This is a genomic window from Alloprevotella sp. OH1205_COT-284 (assembly GCF_003859795.1).
GTDB lineage: Bacteria > Bacteroidota > Bacteroidia > Bacteroidales > Bacteroidaceae > Alloprevotella.
In genome coordinates this window covers 1-17,191 of record NZ_RQYI01000022.1, presented here as the reverse complement: position 1 = coordinate 17,191, position 17,191 = coordinate 1, and the positions used below count along the sequence as shown (strand labels likewise).

Here is a 17,191-nt window from a genome sequence, read left to right as displayed (position 1 = left end):
TTTCATGAACAAAGCTTTCAGAAATGCCATCCGCGACGTGTTCAACGACGGAGGGCTCATCATATTTTTTCTCCTCGTACCGCTCATCTACCCGTTGCTCTATACCTTTATCTACACCAACGAAACGGTGCATGAAGTACCCGTGGCGGTGGTGGATGCCGACGGTAGTTCCATGAGTCGCGAATTTTTGCGTCGGCTCGACGCATCGCCCGATGTGAAAATCGTTTCACATGAGCGATCTCTCGAAGAGGCACGTACTCGCGTGAAGCATCGGGAGGCTTACGGGGTGGTCTGCATTGCCGAAGATTTCACGCGCAACATCATGCGCATGGAACAGGCACATGTCAATCTCTATTGCGACATGAGCGGCATGCTTTACTACAAAGCCATCTTGTCGTCGGCCACGGATGTTTCGCTCGGCATGAATGCCGACATCAAAGTGTCGCGTGCCGGAAACACCACCGATCGCGAAGACGAAGTGACCGTTCAGCCACTACACTATGAGCAAACGGCACTCTTCAATCCACAGAACGGATTTGCGGCTTTCCTGATCCCTGCCGTTTTGATGATCGTTATTCAGCAAACCTTGCTGCTCGGTGTCGGCATGGAAGCCGGAACGCGCCGCGAACGTATGGAAAGCACTCGTCAATTCCCGCAGACAGAAGAATTTACACTGGACGACAGGGCAATGATCGAAACCATCGGAAACGAAGAAAACGGTTTTGCGAAAAAAAAGCATCCTCGTTCGCCGCAACCGCACCATGCTTCGCGCCGTGCCTTGCGCACTCTTCTCGGCCGCTCCACTGCTTTTCTGATGATCTATGTGCCCATTGCGGTGTTTGAAATGGGCGTGGTGCCTCATCTTTTCGATTTGCCGCAGATCGGTAACGCTTGGGAAATCCTCGCCTTTTCGCTGCCTTATTTGTTGGCTTGTATCCTTTTTGCCATCACGCTGAGCGTGTTGCCGCGCAATCGCGAAAGCGTCATTTTGCTCGTTGTGTTTTCGTCCGTTCCCATTTTGTTTTTGAGCGGAGTGAGCTGGCCGGGTTCCGCTTTTCCGTGGTATTGGAAAACCCTCTCTTATTTAATCCCTTCTACGTTCGGCGTGAATGGTTTTGTCCGTCTAAATACAATGGGAGCCGATCTGTCGGCCGTTCGATTTGAGTATTTCGCCCTCTGGACGCAAGTCTTGCTTTATGGACTGACGGCTTGGTGGGTGACACGTAAAAACGAACTCTACAAGATTGATTTGAAGCGATTTTACCGTCGTTGGTCAAAAACGCGAAACAAAGCATCGTAGTCAAAGGAAACGAAAGGGCGATTTTGCGATTTGCAGACGAAGAAACCCGAAAGAAAGAGGAAAAAACAGCTCCGAATACGCCCGACACACACATTTTTTTTGTAATTTTGCGGTGCGGTACGAGTTTTCTCGGCCGCTCCGTTCTTTTTCACTATCGACAAGAAACGCGTGTTTCCGAATCGGAATTTGAGTGTTCTATCCCATTCCCCTAACTTATTCAGGCGTACACCTACTGTCAAGGTGAGATTTCTTATATCGAACAGACTAAATTATTATATCTAAATGGCACTTATTGAACAACTCGTTGCGCGCGCCAAAACTCAAAAGCAGCGCATCGTTCTACCCGAGGGTACGGAAGAACGTACGCTCAAAGCTGCCGACCACATTCTTGCAGAAGAAGTGGCCGACTTAATTCTCATCGGAGATCCCGAACAAATCATGGAGCTTGCCGAAAAACACGAACTTCGACACATTTCAAAGGCAACGCTCATCAATCCCCTCAAACACGAAAAAAAAGAAGAATACGCACGCCTCTTGGCCGAACTCCGTGCCAAAAAAGGCGTGACGATTGAGACGGCACGCAGTGTGGTCGAAAATCCGCTTTATCTCGGTTGTCTTATTATCAAGGCCGGCGATGCCGACGGACAGTTGGCCGGAGCACGAAACACCACCGGCGATGTACTCCGTCCCGCGTTGCAAATCATCAAAACCGTGCCCGGCATCACTTGCGTGAGCGGTGCAATGGTGCTGATCACGAAAGCCAAAGATTTGGGAGAAGACGGCATTGTGGTGATGGGCGACGTGGCGGTTACTCCCGTGCCCGACGTGGATCAGTTGTCACAAATTGCCGTTTGTTCTGCCGATACGGCTCGTGCCGTGGCCGGTGTTGAGCCGCGTGTGGCGATGCTCTCGTTCTCCACTTACGGTTCTGCCAAGCATGAAGATGTGGACAAGGTTGTCGCTGCCCTCGAAAAAGCCAAAGAGTTGCGTCCCGATCTGCTTATCGACGGCGAATTGCAGGCCGACGCCGCGCTTGTTGCGGAAGTGGGTAAACTCAAAGCACCGACAAGCCCTGTGGCCGGACAGGCCAATGTTCTTGTCGTGCCTCGTTTGGAAGTGGGCAACATCGGTTACAAACTGGTGGAACGCCTCGGACAGGCAGAAGCCATCGGCCCCATTTTGCAAGGCATCGCCCGTCCGGTCAATGATCTCTCTCGCGGCTGTTGCGTGGATGACATTTACAAAATGATCGCCATAACCTGCGTGCAGGCCATCGCTGCGAAAGCAACGAAATAAACTGCCTTTGAGCTTCATGTCGTGCGCCTTTTTCTGCTGCGCTTTTATGACATTGAGCACCCTCAAATTTTCTCATTCTTTCTCTTCTAAAAAATAAACTCCATGAAAGTTCTTGTTATCAATTGCGGATCAAGTTCCATAAAATACAAACTCTACAAAATGGAAGATCAGAGCGTGCTCGCCGCCGGCGGCATTGAGCGCGTAGGTCTTGACGGTGCGTTTCTCAAAGCCACTCTCAATGGTGAAAAACGCACGATCCATTTTGACTGCCCGACTCACACAGAGGGTATCAAAATGATGTTCGACACGTTGCTTCATCCGGAATACGGCGCAATCAAAAGCCTTGACGAAATCGTTGCAGCCGGTCATCGCATCGTTGCCGGAGGACGATTTACCGAAAGTCGTCTTGTCACGGATGAAATGATGAAAGAATGGATGACCTATATGGATCTTGCACCGCTCCACAATCCTGCTCACCTCAAAGGCTATGAGGCTGTGAAAGAGATGTTGCCCGAACTCCCCAACGTGTTTGTTTTTGACACCTCTTTCCACCAAACAATGCCTCGCCGTGCGTACATGTATGCCGTGCCTTACAAATATTACGAAGAAAACAACATCCGCCGCTGGGGAGCTCATGGAACGAGCCATCGTTTTGTGGCAAAGCGTGTGTGCGAAGTGCTCGGAAAGGATCCTTCCACGCAAAAAATCATTACCTGCCACATCGGAAACGGAGCTTCCGTATCTGCCATAGACTGCGGAAAGTGTGTGGATACCTCCATGGGACTCACGCCGCTCGAAGGCTTGATGATGGGAACGCGCTCCGGCGACATTGATGCTTCCGTCGTGCTCAGCATCATGAAGCAAGAAGGACTTGACGCAGACCAAATGAACGATTTGCTCAACAAGCAGTCGGGGGTACTCGGCATCACGGGTATTTCGAGCGATATGCGCGAAATCGAAAAAGCCTCCAACGAAGGCGTCGAAAAAGCCGTGTTGGCCATGGAAATGTACAACTACCGCATCAAAAAGTATATCGGAGCCTATGCTGCGGCCATGGGTGGCGTAGACATCATCGTCTTCACGGCCGGAGTGGGAGAGCACCAATGGGATGTGCGCTACGGATCGACCACCGGTTTGGAGTTTATTGGCGTAAAGCTCGACTACGAGAAGAACAAAAAGAACTTTGGCGAAGAAGAGGTGATTTCCACGGAAGACAGCCGCGTGAAAGTTGTTGTCGTACCTACCGATGAGGAATTGCTCATTGCCACCGACACCCTCGAATTGGTGACAAAGCAATAAGTTTTCCTTTATTGCACCTCTGAAACAAGAGGAAGATAGTTTCATCTCTTCTTCCTCAACAATAGCATTCTTCACAAAGTGCCCGCTTCGCAATCTGACAGATCGAGAAGCGGGCACACTTTATATGGTGTGGAAAGGCACTAATGTCAGGATTATTCGCAGACCCGTTATATATGCTTCCCCAATGATCATTTTGCAAAATTGTCGAAAAACATACACAGATCCTTTTATTTCGCTGAATTTCAGTAAAATAAAAGTGTATGCAGACGGCTTTTCAATATACACTGAAAGAGGCTAAGTCAATGATACACAGATGAAAACGAATGTAGACAGATTTTCCCAAAACCTACACTGCCTACACGGACAATTTCGAGCAACTGCAAGCCTTTCCGATACAGAGTGTAGGTTGTAACAACGAATGTAGTTATTCTTTTGCATTGTCTACATGCGCAACGATTTGTATATCTGATGCTTAATAGGGATTGTGTAGACAATGTAGGCAAAAATAAGAAAAACTCTTGGTAGGGGCTGAAAGTTGTTCTTTTACGAAGAATGGCCTCACTTCTTTTTCGGCTTGTCCCAATATATTTTTTATGCGTCGGAATGTATCTTACCAAAGGAGTGGAGTAAACGGAGTAACAAGTAGAACAAACGATCACTGACCTAAATTTCGCAAGCTCCAACTTGTAAAACTTAGGTCAGTGATCGTTTGTTCTACTCGGCATTTGGAATTTTCTAAGTGCCGAGTAGATTTTTCTTCCTAAGAGGAAGAATTAGGAGGTGTCAATGTGAGAGGACGGAGAGGCTATTCTTCAAAATCGTCGCCAAAGGACAGTTCGGCATTGACGATGAAAAACAACTCTTCTTCGGTGAAATCTCCGACTTTCTCTTTTTTAGCTTGCTTTTTGAGATAAGCGGCGATTTTTTCGACATCGACATTGACAAATCCGTCTTCGTCGGGTTCGGCTTCCAAAGTGTCGCTTTCCGCCAAGTATTCTTCCAGCAAGTCGTGGAAGTAGTAAAGAAGATCGTCGTCGAACTTGTCTTTGAGTTCTTGGGGGAGAGAGTTGCGAACGTAGGTGATGACTTCGGCGTCAAATTGGGCGTCGTTCATCAATTCATCATCGAGAATTGCCATAAGCGTGTTTTGAGAAAGAGGGAAAGGGGGAAATTAAAGGAGTGCTTGTATTTTGCTGACGATTTCGGATTTGGGAACCGCACCGACAAATTTGTCTACGATTTGACCTCCTTTGAAGAACAACACGGTGGGAATGGTGCGAATGCCAAATTCGACGGCGAGGTCTTCGCTTTCGTCTACATCGACCTTCACGATAGTGGCTTTTCCTTCAAACTCTTGGGATACTTCATCGAGAACGGGAGCCAACTTTTTGCAAGGACCGCACCAAGTGGCGTAGAAGTCTACGACGAGAAGATTGTCTTTTTGAACGAGTTCCTTGAATGTTTGGGTATTTACTATTGCTGCCATAATGACGATACTGAAATGTGAATAAAATGTTGCTTATTAAGAATTGATTTTCTTTGCAAAGATAATATTTCAAGATAGAAACATTGACAATTATACATATTTTAGTTCAAAAAACATCGTTTTCTCGTGTAGAAACGAAAGTGCTCTTCGGTAGGTCCGAAAAAGTGTATGCCTCCTCTCGTGTTGTCGCTGTCGGCAAATGCAACGCGAGTTGTTGGGGAGAATACCTTGAACGTGCAAAATAAGACTGCCGAAAAACCATACGTTTACTAAAACAAGAAGTCCGAATATCAGATGTTTATTCGTCTCGGTCGGGACGTTTTGGAGGGCGGAAATGGTCTGAAAAAGTGCTTTAACGGTTGCTTTCAACCAATTTTCCTTCTTTTTCGAGGGCGTGCCACAAAGAATAGCGGCTTTCGGGATTGAGGCGTTCCATTGCGGAGAGCACTTCGTCAATGCTGTTTCGTGTGCTTTCGCGATCGTAGGGGCACTCCTTTTGCAGCGGACGAAAATGTTGCAGAGCGGCCAATTCCCTCAAGTCTTGTTCGTGTTGCAGACACAGCGGGCGAATGATCGTAATGGGCATCTTGTCGAGCCGGAGGAGTACGGGCATGGTGGAAAAGGAGCCTGAATAAGTGAGGTTCATCATGGCGGTTTTGAGAATGTCGTCTTGATGATGTCCCAAGGCTATTTTGTTGAAATGCTCCTGTTGGGCATATTCGAACAATGCTTTGCGGCGTGTCCACGAACAGAGGAAGCAGGGCGTGCGCTTTGTGTCGGTGTCGGGTTTGAAACTTGCTTCCAACAACTTGAAGGGCACTTCGGCCTGATCGCAAAAGTTTTTCAGAAAATCGAAGTCGGCTTCATATTTGATGTTGGACATTTTCACATGCACGGCCTCCAAATGAAAGTTGCGGTTGTAGTGTCGTCGCAGTTCGCCGAGCAGTGCCACCAACGCAAGCGAGTCTTTGCCGCCCGACAGTCCGATCAGTACCTTGTCGTCGGGGGCGATGAGCGCGTATTGACGGACGGCTTCGCGCAGTCGTTTGCGGATACGCGTGAGGGTGGGATGTTTTTTCATGGAGAGAAAGAAGAAAAGAATGCAACAGAAAACACCGACAATGAAAGGCCATTGGCGGTGTTTCTCAATGAGGTTACGAAGGGGCGGTCACGCGTGGCGGTAGGCGTCGAGATCTTCGGGTGAGAGCGACATGACAAAGGCGTGATGCTTGGCCACTTCGGTGTGAACGATTCGGCCGTAGACGCGTGCCGACTTCTCGAAAAGTTCGGGAGCCTTTGTGGCATTGTAGAGCAGGAAGTGGAGCATCAGTGTGTCGGCTGCCATTTCCACCAAAGATCGGGCGCAGATGTCTTGATACTCCTGATTGTTCAGCTCTTTCACCCGATTGACGGCTTCTTCGAAGCGGTCGGCCATGTTGCGGGCTTGAAGTTGTAGCGGTTTCATGGCTTCGGATACTTCTGCTGCTTCGTGTTCGCGCATTTGAGCCAGATACGAACCGTTGGTCACAAAGCGTATGGCGGCCACGACTTGGAGTTGTGTCGTGCCCTCGTAGATTGAGGTGATTCGTGCGTCGCGGACATAACGCTGAATGGGGTAGTCCATCATGAAACCCGAACCGCCGTGAATTTGGAGGGCATCGTAGGCATTTTGGTTGCAATACTCGGAATTCATTCCTTTGGCCAAGGGGGTGAGCGAGTCGGCCAGTTTGTTGTAGAGCTTCATCTCATTGCGCTCCTCGGGCGTGAGTTTTCGTTCGCGCGACGTGTCTTCGAGCGTTTTGTAGATGTCTACGCAGCGCGCCGTGTGATAGAGCAGGGCGCGTCCGGCGTCGAGCTTGGCTTTGATGTTGGCCAGCATTTCGTAGACGGCGGGGATCTCAATGATGGGCTTTCCGAATTGTTCGCGCTCGCGAGCATAGGCCAGCCCCTCGTTGTAGACGGCCTGCGAAAGACCTACGGATTGCGCGGCGATGCCGAGGCGGGCCCCGTTCATCAGTGCCATTACGTATTTAATAAGCCCCATGCGCGTCGAACCGCAAAGCTCGGCTTTCGCATTCTTGTAAACCAGTTCGCAGGTGGGGCTGCCGTGAATGCCCAACTTGTGCTCGATGCGGCGCACATCGACTCCGCCGTCGCGTTTGTCGTAGATGAACATCGACAAGCCGCGGCCGTCGGTCGTGCCTTCTTCCGAGCGGGCGAGTACAAGGTGAATGTCGGCATCGCCATTGGTGATGAAACGCTTCACCCCGTTCAGTCGCCAGCAGTTTTCGGCCTCGTCAAACGTGGCTTTGAGCATCACGCTTTGCAGGTCGGAACCGGCGTCGGGTTCGGTGAGGTCCATGGACATCGTTGCACCTTCCGACACGCGCGGAATGAAACGTGCGTGTTGCTCCTCGTTGCCGAATTCATAGAGCGTTTCGATGCAGTCTTGCAGCGACCAGATGTTGCCGAATCCGGCATCGCTCGCGGCGACGAGTTCGGCACACATGGTGTAGGGCATGATGGGGAAGTTCAACCCGTTGTAGCGTCGGGGCATCGTCATGCCGTTCAGTCCGGCACTGACCATGGCGTCCAAATTGCGTTGAGTGCCGGAAGCGTAGCGCACGCGGCAGCCTTCGTGATGAGGCCCTTCGATGTCTACTCCTTCGGCATTGTCGGCAATGATGGTGCCCGATATTTCGCCCACGATGTCCAACACGCGGTCGTAATTGTCCATTGCATCTTCAAAATCGAGCGGAGCCGTGTCGTATTCGTCTTTGTCGCGAAAATCTCTCTCTTTAAGTTCGACGATGCGCTTCATCAAGGGGTGATTGAGCTCGAACCTGAGTTCGGGGTGCTCTGTATAGTGATTTGCCATAGTGGTAGAAGAGGATTATATGCTTTTTTCCTTGTAATACTTAATCATTTTGGGCACGACTTCCTCAATGTTGCCCGTGATGACATAGTCGGCCAAGGCATTGATGGGAGCATTGGGATCGTTGTTTATGGAGATGACGATGCCGCTCTCTTTCATGCCGGCAACGTGCTGAATGGCACCCGAAATTCCACAAGCGATATATACTTTCGGACGAATGGTGACACCCGTTTGACCGATCTGCAATTCGTGTTCGCAATAGCCGGCGTCGACCGCGGCACGGCTGGCGCCGACTTCGCCGTGAAGCTCTTCGGCCAGTTGGCGAAGCAGGTCGAAATTCTCCTTCGAACCGACCCCGTAGCCTCCTGCCACGATAATGGAAGCGCCTTTCAGATTGTTCTTCGACTTTTCTACATGCCGATCAATCACTTGTACGGCATAATCTTCGGCATTCACGTACTCCTCCGCGTCATGATAGATCACCTCTCCCCGATAGGCTTCGTCGCGCACTTCGGCTTTCATCACTCCGGAGCGGACGGTGGCCATCTGCGGGCGGTTGTCGGGATTGATGATGGTAGCCACGATGTTGCCGCCGAAAGCCGGACGAATCTGGTAGAGAAGATTGTCGTAGTGCTTGCCGGCTTTTTTGTCGTCGTACTCGCCGATTTTCAACGCCGTGCAGTCGGCTGTGAGTCCGCTTGTGAGGGCTGAACTCACGCGCGGTCCCAGATCGCGGCCGATGGCGGTTGCTCCCATCAGGCAGATTTGCGGTTGTTCTTTCTCAAAGAGACGAATGAGAATGGAGGCGTGCGGCCGCGTCGTGTATGGAGAGAGCCGGGGAGCGTCGAATATGTGGAGCACGTCGACGCCGTAGGGCATGATCTGCTTCTCGACCGCTCCTTTTACATCGGCACCGACAACAACGGCTTCAAGGCGTACATTCAATTCGTCGGCCAATTTTCGTCCTTTCGTGAGCAGTTCGAAGCTCACTTCTTCGATTTGAGTTCCCTCAATTTCGCAATAAACAAAAACACTATTCATGGCTATCCGATGGTGTGGCTTTCAAGGAGTTCTACAATAAGGTTTTCTATTTCGGCGTCGCTGCTGCCGAGGTGTTTGCTTTCTTTCGTTTTGAACACGACGCTTTGCACCGATTTCACCTTGGTGGGCGATCCGGCCAAGCCGCATTGTGCCAAATCGGCCTCCACCTCCGGCACGCCCCACTGCGTCAGTGTGAGATAAGGCTTCTTCTCGTATTCTTCGGCGTGTGGCAAACCGGTGGCCGGCTTTTCGGAAGGGGCGAGGGCGCGTTTGTATTTCATCAGCAACTTTGCATTGCGCGGACGGCAAGGGGCGGCAGACCCCGTCACCGTGAGCAGAAGCGGCAGCGGAGCTTTCACCTTTTCGACGCCTCCGTCGATGCGCCGCGTGACGATGATGCTGTTGTCTTTCAACTCGTCCACCTGTTCAACGTAAGTCACTTGGTTAAGACCGAGCTTTTCGGCCACTTGCGGCCCGACTTGTGCCGTGTCGCCGTCGATGGCTTGGCGTCCGCAGATGACAAAGTCGGGCACGCCGATTTTTCGGATGGTTTGCGACAAAACGTAGGACGTGGCGAGCGAGTCGGCACCGGCCATGGCACGGTCGGTCACCAAAATGCCGCGGTCGGCACCTCGATAAAGTCCTTCGCGCAAAACTTCGGCTGCTTTGGGCAAGCCCATTGTCACGATGGTGATAACGCTGCCCGGATGACTGTCTTTCAAGCGTAAAGCCAGTTCGAGCGCATTCAAATCTTCCGGATTGACGATGGCAGGCAAGGCCGCTCTGTTTACGGTGCCTTGCGGAGTCATCGCCTCTTTGCCGACGTTTCGGGTGTCGGGCACTTGCTTGGCAAGCACAACAATGTTTAGACTCATGAATGAATGGTTGTGAACGTTGTATTAGACATAAGCCCTTCCAAACGTTTCTTGGGCGAAACGAGGGGAAGGGCAGAGTAGGTTGTGTCGGTGTTAGAGATCGTTACGCTTGACGTTGCCGTTTTGCATCACGAATTTGATTTCGATGTCTTTGTCAAACATGATGATGTCGGCATCGTAGCCTTTTTTAAGATAGCCTTTTCGGTCGTCGATCTTCATAATGCGTGCCGGAATCTCGGAGATCATGCGGCAGGCGTCTTCCATGGGAATATCCGCTTCTTTGACGGCGGTGCGCACCAAGCGGTCCATGGTCGAAACCGAGCCGGCCAAGGCACTGCGGTCGGCCAATTTGCAAACTCCGTCTTCGATGATGACACGAGGGTCGAAGTTGTAGGTCGAACGAGATGCACTGCAAGCCAATGAGTCGGTGACGAAGCACATGTTTTTCACGCCTTTGGCATAATAAATCTGCTTCATCAGCACGGGCGGAACGTGGATGCCGTCGGAAATCACTTCGACCGTGAAATCGGGAATGGCGAAAACGCTTTCTACAACCCCCACCTTCTTATATTCGCGAGCTTTGGTCAAGCTGCTCATGGCGTTGGTGAAGTGGGTGGCGTGGTCGGCTCCGGCCTTATAGGCCATCAGCACATCGTCCCAACCTCCGTCGGTATGGGCAATGGAGGGTTTGCAGCCGTGCTTCACGCAGCATTCGAAAAACTCCTTTGCGCCGGGCAGTTCGGGAGCGGCGTCCCAGCGTTTGACGCAATCGGTGTTTTTCAGAATGTCCTCATATTCCACGGGATCGGGGTTGCGGATGATTTCGGGCATTTGCGCTCCCGCCTTGTTGAGGTTGAAATAAGGCCCCTCCAAGTGCAGACCCATAATGGGGCTTCCGGGTTCTTTCATCAGTTTTTCGCAAGTTTTGATGGCGGCATCGATCATCTCGCGAGTGCTTGACGAAAGGGTGGGGTAAATGGCAGTGGTGCCATATTGCATGTGGGCGTCGACAGCCACGCGGAAAGCCTCTTCGGTGCCTTCCATGAAATCGCGTCCGCCACCGCCGTGAATGTGAAGTTCGATACCACCGGGCACGATGTCGCAACCTTTGGCGTCTATGATTTCGGCATCGGCAATGGGTAAGCGATTATTGGTGATTTCTACTATCTTGCCAGCTTCAACGAGGACGCTGCCCTCTTCGAGCCAGCCTTCGGCCGTCAGAATGCGTCCATTGGTGATTTGTTTGAGCATAAGTTATGAGAGTTTAGAGAGTGGTTAATGAATCGGTTGAGGCAATCGTGAACAGACGGAAATAAATTTCCGTAAATATAAAACAAGAAAACGACCTGCCTCTCAAAGCGAAAAACGAGGTTTTGAGCTTTGGTGATCGGACGAGTCCTTTACGGAGCAAAAATACAACTTATTTTGATAAACGAATGCAGGATAGACAATAATTTGCAAAAAAAGAAGTTATAACTTAGTATGAAAGTGTATTTCAATTCTTTTCTTGTGATAGCAATCGTTATGGGATTGCTTTCCGCTTGCAGCACGCCGGAGAGAAATGTGCGGCGGGCGGAGCGTGCTTTGTCGGTCGGAGAATATGCGGAAGCGGCGGGATTTTACAAAAAAGCCTATCGGCTCACCCCCGCCAAAGAGAAAAAACAAAGAGGAAAACTTTCTTTCCTAATGGGTGAATGCTACCGTAAATATGGCTTTTCGTCGAGAGCCTTGGGGGCTTATCGCACGGCCGAGCGATACAAATATACAGACACCACGACTTTTCTTCGCATGGGAGAGATGTATCTGCTGCAAGGCGATCATAAAGCGGCGGAGCGTGCATATCGCGCCTATTTGGAGATGAAGCCCGATCACGAAGAGGCAAAGCGAGGTTTGAAAAGCATTGTGGCTGCTTCTGAGATGAAAATAAGAGGTTCGCTCTACACGGTGAAACCCGCGGCTGCTTTCAATAGCAATAGGGCAGACTATGCCCCGGCTTTGTTGGGAGAAGGAAAAGACCTTCAACTTTATTTCACCTCCAATCGAAGCTCGGCGACAGGCAATGAAACGTCGGGTATAACGGGGCAGAAAAATGGAGATATATTTGTCGTGAAGCGCGATGAGAAAGAGAAATGGAAAGCCGTAGAGGCGCTTCCGGAAGCTGTCAATACCGAATACGACGAGGGGACACCTGCTTTTTCTCCCGACGGAAAAACGATGTATTTCACGCTTTGCAAAACACACCCCGAATTTCCGAGAATGGCTGAAATATGGAGGTCTGCCCGAACCGATGCTTCGTGGGGTAAACCCGAATTGATGAAGCTGAGTGGCGATACCCTGTCGAGCTATGCACACCCTGCGGTTTCTCCCGACGGGAAATGGCTTTATTTCTCTTCCGACATGCCGGGCGGATTTGGAGGGTTTGACCTTTGGAGGGCTTCCATTCAGTCGGATAAAGGTGTGGGGACGCTTGAAAATCTTGGGGCTTCCGTCAATACGTCGGGTGAAGAGGTTTTTCCTTCTTTTCGCGCCAACGGAGAACTCTATTTTTCTTCTGATGGGCGAGTCGGAATGGGAGGATTGGATCTTTATCGCGCTCTTGAAGATACAATCGAGCATACTTGGGCGGTGGAGCATCTGCCTTTTCCGATGAACTCGAACGGTCATGATTTCGGCATCGCTTTCGAGGGAATGCGCAATCGCGGCTTTTTCTCGTCTTCCCGATCTACGGGAGGCCGCGGGTGGGATAAGCTATATGAATTTTCTTTCCCCGAAGTGTTGCTTACCGTCAAAGGGTGGGTCTACGAACAAGATGGCTACGAGTTGCCTAATGCCCAAGTGCAGATGATCGGTAGTGATGGCACGAACTTGAAACTGCCGGTGAAATCCGATGGATCTTTCGAGCAGAAAGTGGGCGTTGGTGTGGACTATTTGTTTATGGCTTCCTGCAAAGGCTATATCAATCACCCTAATCAGCTGCATGTCGATACTGCCAACGTGGAACATCAATATGTGTTGCAATTTCCGCTCCCGTCGTTGAGTATCCCGGTATTGGTGCGCAATGTGTTTTACGAGTTCGACAAAGCCGACATCACCCCCGAATCTTCCGAGGCTTTGACGCGCTTGGCAAAGCTCCTCACCGAAAATCCTCACATCACCATTGAATTGGGTGCTCACACCGATTTGCGTGGAAGTGATGCCTATAACTTGAAGCTGTCGCAACGGAGGGCGGAAAGTGTCGTGAAGTATTTGAAACAACTCGGCATTTCATCCGAACGTCTTACGCCGAAAGGCTATGGGGAAACCATGCCCAAAATTGTGAATAAGAAACTTGTGGAAACTCATGCCTTTTTGCACGAAGGCGATACGCTCACGGCGGATTATATTGCAAAACTTTCGCCCGAACAACAAGATTCGTGTCATGCACTGAATCGACGTACGGAGTTTAAGGTTTTGCGAACAACTTATGACCTTTTCGGAGAAAAAGGAAAATGGCATCCGACGGAAACGGATGGAGCGGAAAAAGAAAATCTTCGCATGAAAGAAGATGACGACGATGAAGAATAAAGCCGAAGTAAGGCAGAATAAAGGTAAGCACAAAGCATTGTCGCTTCGTCATGTTTCAAACTCAGTGCTCACCGGTCGGCGTAACAACATGAATCGGAGCCCCTTTGATGAAGGCTTCGAGATTGTCGGACATGACGTCGATGATACGCTGTCTGGCTTCGGCACTTGCCCAAGCTATGTGAGGTGTGACCAAGGTATTTGGAGCCAGCAAAATGGGATGATCGTTTGACGGAGGTTCTACGCTAAGCACGTCGCAGGCATACCCACCGAGTCTTCCATCCGAGAGAGCCGCAGCTACGGCAATATCGTCTATCAAACCTCCGCGAGCCGTATTGATCAATAGCATGCCGGGGCGTATCAGCTTCAATAGATCGGCATTGACAAAGCCGCGATTTTGAGCCGTGAGAGGGCAATGGAGCGAAATGATGTCCGACGTGGAAAAAGCCTCCTCCAATGAAATGCGGGTGATCCCGGCAGGCAAACATTCTTGCGACTTGGAGGTGACGGCGCAAACCTCCGCTTCAAGAACTTGAAGAAGCTGGGCCACTTTTTGACCGATATTGCCGAAACCCACCAAGGCCACTCGTTTTCCGGAAAGCTCAACCACCGCTTTGTCCCAAATGCAAAAACTGCTGCTTTTAGACCAATATCCCTCTCGGTTCAAACGGGCATAATGGCCGACGCGATTGGTGTGTTCCAACATCAATGCCAATGTGTGTTGGGCAACAGCCAGTGTGCTGTATGCCGGAACATTGCAAACCGTCACGCCATACCTGTGGGCAGCAATCGTGTCTACCACATCGTATCCTGTGGCCGCCACCAATATAAGGCGTAACTTGGGCAGTTGCTTAAAGATTTCTTCCGACATCCGCTTTTTGTTGAGAATAATGACCTCGGCCTCTTTGGAACGCTCGATCACCTCCGAACTTGGCGTGTGGTCGAAAATGGTGAGATGTCCGAGTTTTTTGAGAGAATCCCAGTTCAATTCTTTCGGATTCAGAGCGTGACCGTCGAGAAAAACAATATTCATAATGGACGTGATGAAGCGGGTATAAACGGAAATATAGAGAAGAAAGAATGATTGTGTGTCGGTTTATGTCATGTCGGAGTTTTTGTCGGCTTCGACCGATAAATTCAAGAAATCCGGAAACTCCACGAGTGCTCCGCCTTGTTGCGCCGAGAGGCGTGTCAGCTCCGATAAGCAAGACCATTCGGCTGCGTCGTAGACGTCAATATCCAAGGGCAATCCTTTCTGCAAACAATAAATAAGGCGGCAGTCCATGGCATAATTCATTTCATTGGGTACACCCTTTGAACGGCCTTCAAGCCAAAGCTCTGCGGCATGCCCTTTCAGGTATTTCTGCAAGAAGATTTCCGCTTCCGCTCCTTCATGAAGTTTTCCTTCATGTTGTAAATGCAGCAACGGATATTTTTGGGCAAAGCCCTGTGTTCCGCAGATGCCTTGGATGCGCGAATAAGGACGTGGGGTAGTGCCGTCGAATTGCAGCAAGACGGTTATTCCGCTTTCGGTGGTGATCAGCGACGTGTTTGTGTGTCCCAACAAGCTGTTTTTTCCGGCAGCTTGTCCTGTGACGGAAACCAAATGCTTAAAACGATCTTTTCGATGAATGCCCAAAAGCTGTGCGATAGGGCCGATGCCATGTGTGGGATAGGGGTTGCCGCCATGAAGACAGCTGCTGCGATACCATGTGCGCGCCGCGTCGTTTTCTGCCGAGAAGAGTTCGCGCCAATCGTGAATGTAGGCTCCTTCGCAATGCGTGATTGTTCCAAAATAACCCTTGGCGTGTAGGGTCTGCGTAGCCAAGGCAAACCAATCATAACAGCAGTTTTCTGTCATGAAACAATGTCTGCGGGTTTGTTCGGCCGTTTTGACCAAAGCCCTGCACTCTTCTATGGTTGTTGCGGCCGGCACTTCCACGGCAACGTGCTTTCCGCAATTCATGGCTTCAATGGCGATTTCGGCATGGCTGTTCCAGTCCGTACAGATATAAATTAAGTCTATATCTTGCTGCCGACAAACTTCCCGCCATGCTTCTTTTCCGATAAAAGGTCGTGCCGGCGGCCGACCGCTTTCTTGCAAAGCATCATTTCCGGCGTCAAGACGTTCTTGTTCAAGGTCTGCCAAGCAACGTATTTCCGCTCCTTTCACAAAAGCATATCGTTGTAAGGTCTGCATACCGCGCTGTCCAAGTCCGATGAGGCCTATCCGCACTAAGGGGATAGGGGGGCATTGCATGCGTAGAGCAAGAGGTTGTTGGATCATTGTTATGGGAGTAAAAGCACAGCAAATATACGAAAATAGAAACGAAAAAGCTCTGTTTTCTCTTTTTTGTTCACTTTTTGTCTTAAATGTTTGGGTGAGTCAAAATAAAAGGCTACTTTTGCATCGCATTTAAGGAAATGCCCCCTATGGAAGGGTGGGTGAGTGGCTGAAACCACCAGTTTGCTAAACTGACGTACGGGTTACCGTACCGGGGGTTCGAATCCCCCTCCTTCCGCAATGAGCCTTAGCTATTAAGGTGTTGAAAAAGTACATGAAAATGTACTAAGAAAAGGAAGCCGCGTCAAAATTCACAAGTTTTGATGCGGCTTATTTTTTTACTGCCCCATTCGATGTTTGTTCTTGGGAGATTTGAAAAAGAAGAAGCCGCATCAAAACTTGTGAATTTTGACGCGGCTTCTTCTTGAAGTGACTCCGACAGGATTCAAACCTGTAACCTTCTGATCCGTAGTCAGATGCTCTATTCAGTTGAGCTACGGAGCCGTCTTTTGTTTTGCTTCATAGACGAGTGAAGTGTGATTCCGACAGGATTCAAACCTGTAACCTTCTGATCCGTAGTCAGATGCTCTATTCAGTTGAGCTACGGAACCGTTTCCCATAAAAGGAATTGGGGCGGTGCGTACGGGACTCGAACCCGTGACCCCATGCGTGACAGGCATGTATTCTAACCAACTGAACTAACGCACCTTGGAGATCTGAAATCATTATTAAAATCCTTGGAGAAAAGGATGTGTTGGTTTTGATTTCGAGTGCAAAGGAAATGCTTTTTTTTGAATTGTCCAAATGTTTTCGGGTCTTTTTCTGAAAAAATAATCGTCAATGCAATATCGTGCCCCCTCATGTGTTTTTGTTTATTTCTTATACATAACCTACATTTTCGATATATCCCTCTCGTACACAAAGAGATACGAATGTATGCAGTCATCACACGGCATCTACATCATACATTTGAACCATACGCCACACATCGCCTGCAACAATTCGTCGATTGCGGCGATTTCTCAAAGACAGTGTAGATGCTGCAAACGGAAAATGCCTCTGCATACATTTGTTATGCTTTCATTATCAGATGATTGATCGTCGAATGTAGACAGTGTAGACACTCAACGCAAACATCTGTGTATATATGTGCAACAATGCTTTCTACACAAAT

13 protein-coding genes and 4 tRNA genes are annotated in these 17,191 nt (G+C 49.8%); 5 read left to right on the top strand and 12 right to left on the bottom strand.

Annotated elements, in window-relative coordinates:
• The first annotated feature begins 4 nt into the window (after positions 1 to 4).
• The 3 genes from EII14_RS06510 (at position 5) to EII14_RS06500 (ending at position 3,895) form a co-directional block, all read left to right on the top strand.
• Entirely contained in the window at positions 5 to 1,300 is a 1,296-nt protein-coding gene (locus tag EII14_RS06510; protein WP_124931738.1) for an ABC transporter permease, read from the top strand.
• Positions 1,301 to 1,582: 282 nt separating this feature from the next.
• Complete coding sequence (pta, locus tag EII14_RS06505) at positions 1,583 to 2,596, top strand: phosphate acetyltransferase (protein WP_124931737.1); 1,014 nt, start codon at positions 1,583 to 1,585, stop codon at positions 2,594 to 2,596.
• 102 nt (positions 2,597 to 2,698) lie between these two features.
• Positions 2,699 to 3,895, top strand: coding sequence for an acetate/propionate family kinase (locus EII14_RS06500; protein ID WP_124931736.1), 1,197 nt, complete (start codon positions 2,699 to 2,701; stop codon positions 3,893 to 3,895).
• An 805-nt stretch (positions 3,896 to 4,700) separates the two neighbouring features.
• On the opposite strand, the gene EII14_RS06495 is transcribed toward EII14_RS06500, so the two are convergent.
• The 7 genes from EII14_RS06495 to nagA all read right to left on the bottom strand — a co-directional run bounded on the left by EII14_RS06495 (position 4,701) and on the right by nagA (position 11,423).
• A complete protein-coding gene (locus EII14_RS06495; RefSeq protein ID WP_124931735.1) occupies positions 4,701 to 5,033 on the bottom strand; it encodes a hypothetical protein in 333 nt (110 codons plus the stop codon).
• A 33-nt stretch (positions 5,034 to 5,066) separates the two neighbouring features.
• Positions 5,067 to 5,381 carry a thioredoxin gene (trxA, locus tag EII14_RS06490; protein ID WP_124931734.1) on the bottom strand — a complete coding sequence of 105 codons (315 nt, stop codon included), beginning with the start codon at positions 5,379 to 5,381 and terminating at the stop codon, positions 5,067 to 5,069.
• A gap of 352 nt (positions 5,382 to 5,733) precedes the next feature.
• Positions 5,734 to 6,462 (bottom strand): tRNA 2-thiocytidine biosynthesis TtcA family protein, encoded by a 729-nt coding sequence (locus EII14_RS06485; RefSeq protein ID WP_124931733.1) that lies wholly within the window; start codon positions 6,460 to 6,462, stop codon positions 5,734 to 5,736.
• A gap of 87 nt (positions 6,463 to 6,549) precedes the next feature.
• Positions 6,550 to 8,259 (bottom strand): acyl-CoA dehydrogenase family protein, encoded by a 1,710-nt coding sequence (locus EII14_RS06480; protein ID WP_124931732.1) that lies wholly within the window; start codon positions 8,257 to 8,259, stop codon positions 6,550 to 6,552.
• Positions 8,260 to 8,274: 15 nt separating this feature from the next.
• Positions 8,275 to 9,297: an electron transfer flavoprotein subunit alpha/FixB family protein gene (locus tag EII14_RS06475; RefSeq protein WP_124931731.1), complete on the bottom strand. Its 1,023-nt coding sequence runs from the start codon at positions 9,295 to 9,297 to the stop codon at positions 8,275 to 8,277.
• A 2-nt stretch (positions 9,298 to 9,299) separates the two neighbouring features.
• Positions 9,300 to 10,172, bottom strand: a complete 873-nt coding sequence (locus EII14_RS06470; RefSeq protein ID WP_124931730.1) for an electron transfer flavoprotein subunit beta/FixA family protein — start codon at positions 10,170 to 10,172, stop codon at positions 9,300 to 9,302.
• A gap of 93 nt (positions 10,173 to 10,265) precedes the next feature.
• Positions 10,266 to 11,423, bottom strand: coding sequence for an N-acetylglucosamine-6-phosphate deacetylase (gene nagA, locus EII14_RS06465; protein ID WP_124931729.1), 1,158 nt, complete (start codon positions 11,421 to 11,423; stop codon positions 10,266 to 10,268).
• 258 nt (positions 11,424 to 11,681) lie between these two features.
• Here nagA and EII14_RS06460 point away from each other — a divergent pair, with 258 nt between their 5' ends.
• Entirely contained in the window at positions 11,682 to 13,736 is a 2,055-nt protein-coding gene (locus EII14_RS06460) for an OmpA family protein (RefSeq protein ID WP_233569398.1), read from the top strand.
• Between the two features lie 61 nt (positions 13,737 to 13,797).
• Here the strand turns inward: EII14_RS06460 and EII14_RS06455 are convergent, their stop codons facing one another.
• Positions 13,798 to 14,766 carry a D-2-hydroxyacid dehydrogenase gene (locus EII14_RS06455; protein WP_124931727.1) on the bottom strand — a complete coding sequence of 323 codons (969 nt, stop codon included), beginning with the start codon at positions 14,764 to 14,766 and terminating at the stop codon, positions 13,798 to 13,800.
• Between the two features lie 63 nt (positions 14,767 to 14,829).
• The gene (locus EII14_RS06450; RefSeq protein ID WP_124931755.1) at positions 14,830 to 16,017 is read right to left on the bottom strand and encodes a Gfo/Idh/MocA family protein; all 1,188 of its coding nucleotides are present in this window, start codon (positions 16,015 to 16,017) and stop codon (positions 14,830 to 14,832) included.
• A gap of 151 nt (positions 16,018 to 16,168) precedes the next feature.
• Between EII14_RS06450 and EII14_RS06445 the strand changes: the two genes are divergently transcribed.
• Positions 16,169 to 16,255: transfer RNA gene (locus EII14_RS06445), tRNA-Ser, on the top strand.
• A 192-nt stretch (positions 16,256 to 16,447) separates the two neighbouring features.
• Here the strand turns inward: EII14_RS06445 and EII14_RS06440 are convergent.
• From EII14_RS06440 to EII14_RS06430, 3 genes are all read right to left on the bottom strand, one after another.
• A tRNA-Arg gene (locus EII14_RS06440) sits at positions 16,448 to 16,521 on the bottom strand.
• Between the two features lie 33 nt (positions 16,522 to 16,554).
• Positions 16,555 to 16,628, bottom strand: a tRNA-Arg gene (locus EII14_RS06435).
• A gap of 23 nt (positions 16,629 to 16,651) precedes the next feature.
• Positions 16,652 to 16,725: transfer RNA gene (locus EII14_RS06430), tRNA-Asp, on the bottom strand.
• Positions 16,726 to 17,191: the final 466 nt, after the last annotated feature.

Coding starts and splice junctions, on each gene's coding strand:
- EII14_RS06475 (WP_124931731.1), bottom strand. CDS start 9,297: ATGAATAGTGTTTTTGTTTATTGCGAAATTGAGGGAACTCAAATCGAA.
- EII14_RS06500 (WP_124931736.1), top strand. CDS start 2,699: ATGAAAGTTCTTGTTATCAATTGCGGATCAAGTTCCATAAAATACAAA.
- EII14_RS06480 (WP_124931732.1), bottom strand. CDS start 8,259: ATGGCAAATCACTATACAGAGCACCCCGAACTCAGGTTCGAGCTCAAT.
- nagA (WP_124931729.1), bottom strand. CDS start 11,423: ATGCTCAAACAAATCACCAATGGACGCATTCTGACGGCCGAAGGCTGG.
- EII14_RS06495 (WP_124931735.1), bottom strand. CDS start 5,033: ATGGCAATTCTCGATGATGAATTGATGAACGACGCCCAATTTGACGCC.
- trxA (WP_124931734.1), bottom strand. CDS start 5,381: ATGGCAGCAATAGTAAATACCCAAACATTCAAGGAACTCGTTCAAAAA.
- EII14_RS06455 (WP_124931727.1), bottom strand. CDS start 14,766: ATGAATATTGTTTTTCTCGACGGTCACGCTCTGAATCCGAAAGAATTG.
- EII14_RS06470 (WP_124931730.1), bottom strand. CDS start 10,172: ATGAGTCTAAACATTGTTGTGCTTGCCAAGCAAGTGCCCGACACCCGA.
- EII14_RS06510 (WP_124931738.1), top strand. CDS start 5: ATGAACAAAGCTTTCAGAAATGCCATCCGCGACGTGTTCAACGACGGA.
- pta (WP_124931737.1), top strand. CDS start 1,583: ATGGCACTTATTGAACAACTCGTTGCGCGCGCCAAAACTCAAAAGCAG.
- EII14_RS06485 (WP_124931733.1), bottom strand. CDS start 6,462: ATGAAAAAACATCCCACCCTCACGCGTATCCGCAAACGACTGCGCGAA.